Consider the following 6,042-nt stretch of genomic DNA (forward strand, 5'->3'; position numbering starts at 1 on the left):
CAGATTGTAAGTCTAAACCGTACTTTTTATTTGAAGTCAAACCATTTTTTATACACGCTTTTGACCACAAATCATACATTTTAGATTTTATTTGTTCGAGATCAACGTCAGCATTTTTATATAAAAGTGCAATATGTACATGTGGATGGAATCCGTTCGCACCATATGTAACCTCGAAAACTCTTATTCTACCAAGCATATCCATTTGTAATCGAATATCATGAAACGCCCTTCCGGTCATCATCTTTTGAGTAGCAGCACTGAATTTTTTTAATGTATCTTTTAGCTTGTCCGATTTTTTATGTGCAAATGTTAATGTTAACAAAGCAATTTGACCATTATTTTTTTTGTGCTGTTCAAATGCTAGCTCTAATTCTGTTTTTCTACGTTCTGAAATTTTGGCCGCACATACTGGACATATCCAGACACTACCACAAACCATTAAACCACTGTAAAATGCTTTTTTAGTTTGTTTATGTTTCCATATTTCAACTTCTGAACTTACTGGACGTCGTAAACAAATTGAAACTCGTTCTTTTGGGAGTGCTAATTTTGCAACAGATTGACAAGCATATCTTTCTGCTCGCACTCGTCTAATTTTTTCGTCAATTTGTTTTTGCGCTAATGCGTTCGAAACCCTTGTCATTGCTATGTTTTTCACTCCTTCCCAATGTAAAAGTGGACTGTGATTTCGTAATATATACCAAGGGGATTTTTTTCGCCTATCGGCTCAAAAATCCTTAATTATTTTTCATCAAAATGTTGGTACATACGAATGTTCATAATTTCCTCTGGTCCTAAGATTTCGAATGCTAATCTTTCAATGGCAGCATGTACAAATTTTGATTTGTCTAAAGAATCGTCTTTTTCCAAAACAGCTTTAATCAATGATTCTGTATACGGATTTGATCTAATGTTAATCTGTAAACGTTTTGACAAATTTAGCAACTCCTTCTAATTACTTGTTGAATTAAATATAACATTGTCTAGTCAATTTGTCTAGACGTAAATTAAATTATTTTCATGTTAAAAGAAAAAAGAGCGCTTATAAGAAAAGGGGGTAAAGATGCTCATTAACATGAGGTGATATTGCTTTCACTCCGTTTCGCCAGCTAATTAATTGTTTCGATTAGTTAAAGGCTATAAGGGGTAAACCCCTCTTATAGGGGCAAGCCCTATAATTCACCCGTTGATACGCTACGCGTTTAGCGTGGTTCTATCCTGTGTTAATTTGATTTAGCCTGAAAGTGCGTACATACTTGTATACGCCTTTTATTTCTTCGTAGGTGTGAAGGTATTGGTATTCTGTTTGACTTGTAAAAATCATCGTTGTAAGCTTTGAATAGAGGACACTATTAGGTGTTATTGTTTTTTGCATGGGTAATGGTATTGAACTATATAAATTTAATAGCATGTAATCACTCCTATGTTTTAATAAAAAAGGCACTCCCAGTAAGGAATGCCCGATAACTCAACGTTTTCTCATTGGTACAAATTTACGTGCAATGCCTGCTACTGCGCCGACCAAAGCAACAGCTACAAAGTAGATAGCAGGTGGAGCCGTAAATACTGAAATTAAATCACTAACCCAGTTTAAAACAGCCATCACAGCAATTTTTATTGTTACTACATCTATTTGCATATTTTACCCTCCAAATTAACGCTTACGCATTGGCACGAATTTACGAGCGATCCCTGCAACTGCACCCACTAATGCTACACCTACGAAATAAATTGCCGGTTCTTCTGTGAAAATTTCGATTGTTTGAGGTAACCAACCTATAACCGTTGTAACTGCATCTGTCATTTTTACTCACCCCCTTAAAAGCTATCCTCTACGCATTGGTACAAATTTACGTGCAACGCTTGCAACCGCACCAACTAACGCCACAGCTACAAAATAAACAAATGGTTCTTGTGTAAACAGTGAAATTATTTGACCTACCGAAGTTAATGCAGAACTAAATGCCGCTTGCATTATTTCGCCCCCAGTATTTTAGAGAATCCAACTACTACACTAGCAATCAGGGCAAATAGAATAATAAATATTGCACCACCGACTGCATATTCTACAAACTCGAAACCTGGTGGAGGTGTACCAATCATGTTACGAATAGCACTTGTCATTAAACCGCCAGACCACTCTATAACTTCTGTAACTGGTTCAACTTGTTCAGGAGTCTCTACAACATCCGTCATTTTCTAACCACCCTCCAAGCACCGAAAATAATGTAGAAGATTAGAAAAGTTTTTGCAATCCAACCTAACTCGATAACACCACCCGAAACGACTTCAAGATAGAAAATTATTGTATCAAGCCGTTCAGTATAATCAATATCGCTACTTGTAACAGCAGCACTAGAAAAGTCTTCATTCATTCCTTTCCCCCCACATGTAGTTAAGGAATATATCCATTAACATATAAATAATGGCTGTTGTAAGCCATATATCTAACGGCGCAATCGAATATCCCATAATATCAATTGGGGTATCAGCAACTTCAAAAACACCGATAAATGCTCGTCCTAATGTATCTAATTGTGCAATAGATGCCACCTACTTTCGGAATAAACGCAACCCAATTGCAATACCTAACCCACTTGACATAAGTACAACCATTTCTTTTGGAAGCCAACCGAAGAATACACCAAACAATGCAGTTAATTCTTTTGCACCCTCGCCTAAACTTTTCAATCCATCGGTAGCCGTTTTCAATACAGAGGTTGCATATTCATACGCATTTTTTACATACTCAACTAAAGAATTATCGATTGGCTCAACTTCTCCCGGTGGTTTAGTTGAAACTTCACATTTTTCCAATACAACACACTCTAAAAGTTCACCAGTAATAAGGTCTAACCAATTTCCATCTGGATCTGTAATTGCCGGTTTATCATCTACATAATCAACTTGTTGCTTTTCCCAACCTAAATTACAAATTTGACTGCTTATTTGTGCCGTTCCATCTCTATTTACATTCATAACTTGTCCAGATGCATCTAAGAATGTAGAACCATTAATAGCCATATCAATTCGAGTACCATCCGGGCAACTTAAATATGCTTTAGGTTGTGGAGCAACCATTTTTGGTGTACTTTCTTGAATATAATTATTAATATCAGTCATTGGACGTTGTGGAATAGTTGGTACAAATGGTTTTTCTACACCTTCATAAAAAACTTTAATACTTCCACCGGCTTTATAAATTAAAGACATCATACCCCCAACAGAACCACTATTAGCATTAAAATGATTCCTAGCCGCAGTTACTTCAGAAGATGGGTCATTTCCTATTTTTGGCCCCATTGTTGGAAACCCTGCTACATAAAACCTATAATAAATATCCCATGTATAATCGTTGTAAAGGTAAACAAAAATATCATTGTTTAACCCTTCTTTAGCTGTATGAGTAGTTTTCTGCCCTTTATATTCAAATTCAGCAGTCCACCCATTTTTTAATGTTAAAACTGGACGTTTTTCATAATTAAGTCGCCATGTAAACGCATTTTCATAAAAACTATAATCAGGTTCATTAACAACAGGAATACTTTTGTCATAATCAGTGAATAAATTTTTAATAAAATCCCCAACCGTTAAAGCATAACCGCCTGCAGATGAAGTCAATTCACCTAGACAGTTTTTTGTGAAAATTTGTGTACCACTACATGCATCATGTATAGTACCTTGTTCATTAAGCCAAAAATTAGCATAATCTTTTATTTGACCCATACTATCTTTTACATACTGTTTATTATCTGTGTATTGTCCTGTTATAAAAGTTGTTTGTTCTACAACTGTTTCGTAAACTGCCTCGCCATAACCCTTGTATTCTAACAATGCATTGTGGTCATAATTGACTGCTGCGCTTGCTTGGGGTGCTTGGACTATATAGGGCATTATTATTACCAAACAAATAAGTAGTTTAATAGTTTTACTAAATAGCATAATCACACCCCAACTGGAGTACGCCTGTTGGCATGCGCTAATCGCTGTTGCGATTGTAGCGCAAAGCCAACTTACGGCGTACTCGATTTATTTTGACGAGAGTTCTTAATTTTCTGTGTTTGAACCACAGATTAATTTTTTCTTTTCTAGTTAAATCTCTATCAGACCACTTAATTATTGGCACAAATGGTTTGTGAGCAAACTTTTCCTTCATGGCAAAAGTATCGTAATAGTTGCGAAGTCTTTTAGTTTTCCAAACGATATGCATAACATGATGGTCTTTCTTCATACTTCCTAACTTTTCTAAATCGTAATAGCCATAATATTTGTGATAAGGTAAATAACCTCTATTGGTTGCCCAGTAAACTAATTCGACTACTTCCCTAAGTGATTTATCAATACGTGCAAATGATTGTACTGCAATGAATAAATCCATTTTTACATGTCGATGCATGGTGAATAAGTCGAATACTTCATGAGGTAAGTCTTTCCAGTCACGAGAGTTAAACCAACGCCCAGCTTCATCAATAAGTACAACGCAATCTTCTGGAAACTGATATTTACAAATATCATCTAATGAAATTTGATATGTACCTTTTAACGGGAAGTTAGCAAATACTTGACGACCTTGACGCAACGCTTTATCAGCCCTCTGTACCAACGCATACGTTTTACCACTACCCGGCATCCCTGTGTAAGCAATTATCATTTCACATCACTTTTTGATCTAGATTTTCTACGAATCTTTGAATACAACCAAACTGTTAAAACAGCTAAAAAAATTTGTATACCAGCACTCACTTAATCACCCCAATAAAAAAAGATTGCTCAATCGAACAATCTTAAATTTTCCTAAGCAATTATCTCTAACAAATTAAAGTAAGCTTTATTTTGATAAGCATTTACAGAAACTTCTGCTTCGAAAATACTTCCCATTGTGTAATCATTATTTAATGTTTGGATTAGTGTTACATCTTTCGACTTCACTTGAACCATTTTGTCAGTATCATTACTTTCTGGTTGATAAACATCAATATATAACGATGTTGTCTCTTTTCCGTCAAATTGTGATTTTTTTAAATTTGCCCCCATGAAAACGCCTTTTACCATAACTTTTGGCATAAAAGTTACCCCCTATTTTTATTATCAAATAAACCGAACACATATTCGGTACCGCTTATTTGTTCTCACTAATCTTAAAAAAAAAATAGGAAAAAGGCAAGGGTTATTTTATAAAATTTTCTAAATTATTCTTAATTTCGCCAATTAAGGCTTTTTTTGTCGTATCACTTAACACTTCGGATTCTAGGTCATAATCAATTTTAAATTTGTCACATAAAGCAAATATTGTTTTGTTATCTAATCTAAACATCAATACACTTGATTTTTCTATTAATGGTTTTCTATTTCTCCCCAAGTTAATCATCCTCACAAATACACCCCTATCCTGTTTTTTATGAAAACAATACCATGAATATCAAAAAGAAGCCTTACAATATGTAAGACTTCTAAAATTTTAGGGTATAATATATAATGTTATGAAATATGGTTTATATTTCTTTATTTTGAGAATCTTCGTGCCCTGAAGATTCTTTTTCTATTAATATGGCTAAAGCTGTATCAAGACCATATTTTTCCACATAATCTAATAATTTTGAACGGTAATCATTTTTCAAAATAATTTTCCATTCCTCGTAACTAATACGACCCAGAACGTCTGCTTCTTCTGTTTTTTCATGTGCTAACTCTTCGTCTGTCTTATCAGTTAAATCAAACATTTTTTTCAATCCTTGAGACCATTGAATTTGTCGTTTCCCTTTAAAACATTCAACATATTCTTTAAATAACTTCAAATACTTTTTATCTTCCGTTTTCAGGTATTCTCTTAAAAAATCAAATGGTGTCATACTTTCATTTTTTGCTATTTTAATATGAGACTTAGACATCTCCTGTTCTAGTGACCATGTGCCATGTTTTGAAAGATATTCTTGAGCATGTTCGGCAGATTGTAAGTCTAAACCGTACTTTTTATTTGAAGTCAAACCATTTTTTATACACGCTTTTGACCACAAATCATACATTTTAGATTTTATTTGT

At 34.3% G+C, this 6,042-nt stretch carries 12 protein-coding genes; all 12 read right to left on the bottom strand.

The genetic code is table 11. From position 1 onward, the window contains the following. Positions 1–661 (bottom strand): protein rep (locus ACQKN3_RS20060; protein WP_427714353.1); only part of this gene is annotated, 661 nt, incomplete at its 3' end. Positions 662–744: 83 nt separating this feature from the next. Continuing rightward, on the bottom strand, positions 745–939 hold the full coding sequence (locus ACQKN3_RS20065) for a hypothetical protein (RefSeq protein WP_427714356.1): 195 nt from the start codon (positions 937–939) through the stop codon (positions 745–747). Between the two features lie 532 nt (positions 940–1,471). Continuing rightward, positions 1,472–1,642, bottom strand: a complete 171-nt coding sequence (locus ACQKN3_RS20070) for a hypothetical protein (RefSeq protein ID WP_427714358.1) — start codon at positions 1,640–1,642, stop codon at positions 1,472–1,474. A gap of 15 nt (positions 1,643–1,657) precedes the next feature. Further along, entirely contained in the window at positions 1,658–1,807 is a 150-nt protein-coding gene (locus ACQKN3_RS20075) for a hypothetical protein (RefSeq protein ID WP_427714361.1), read from the bottom strand. 21 nt (positions 1,808–1,828) lie between these two features. After that, entirely contained in the window at positions 1,829–1,978 is a 150-nt protein-coding gene (locus ACQKN3_RS20080) for a hypothetical protein (RefSeq protein ID WP_427714363.1), read from the bottom strand. Then, positions 1,978–2,199, bottom strand: a complete 222-nt coding sequence (locus ACQKN3_RS20085; RefSeq protein ID WP_427714365.1) for a hypothetical protein — start codon at positions 2,197–2,199, stop codon at positions 1,978–1,980. The genes ACQKN3_RS20080 and ACQKN3_RS20085 overlap by 1 nt, the downstream gene beginning before the upstream one ends. Beyond that, a complete protein-coding gene (locus ACQKN3_RS20090) occupies positions 2,196–2,378 on the bottom strand; it encodes a hypothetical protein (RefSeq protein WP_427714367.1) in 183 nt (60 codons plus the stop codon). Before ACQKN3_RS20090 ends, ACQKN3_RS20085 begins: the two co-directional genes overlap by 4 nt. Before the next feature lie 178 nt (positions 2,379–2,556). Beyond that, positions 2,557–3,945 (bottom strand): hypothetical protein, encoded by a 1,389-nt coding sequence (locus ACQKN3_RS20095; protein ID WP_427714370.1) that lies wholly within the window; start codon positions 3,943–3,945, stop codon positions 2,557–2,559. A gap of 37 nt (positions 3,946–3,982) precedes the next feature. Then, positions 3,983–4,654 carry a zonular occludens toxin domain-containing protein gene (locus ACQKN3_RS20100; protein ID WP_427714373.1) on the bottom strand — a complete coding sequence of 224 codons (672 nt, stop codon included), beginning with the start codon at positions 4,652–4,654 and terminating at the stop codon, positions 3,983–3,985. Between the two features lie 143 nt (positions 4,655–4,797). Continuing rightward, entirely contained in the window at positions 4,798–5,067 is a 270-nt protein-coding gene (locus ACQKN3_RS20105; RefSeq protein ID WP_427714376.1) for a hypothetical protein, read from the bottom strand. A gap of 103 nt (positions 5,068–5,170) precedes the next feature. Beyond that, positions 5,171–5,377 carry a hypothetical protein gene (locus ACQKN3_RS20110; RefSeq protein ID WP_427714379.1) on the bottom strand — a complete coding sequence of 69 codons (207 nt, stop codon included), beginning with the start codon at positions 5,375–5,377 and terminating at the stop codon, positions 5,171–5,173. A gap of 118 nt (positions 5,378–5,495) precedes the next feature. Beyond that, positions 5,496–6,042 (bottom strand): hypothetical protein (locus ACQKN3_RS20115; protein WP_427714381.1); only part of this gene is annotated, 547 nt, incomplete at its 5' end.

The organism is Solibacillus sp. NPDC093137 (genome assembly GCF_050280445.1).
GTDB classification, from domain to species: Bacteria; Bacillota; Bacilli; order Bacillales_A; family Planococcaceae; genus Solibacillus; species Solibacillus isronensis_B.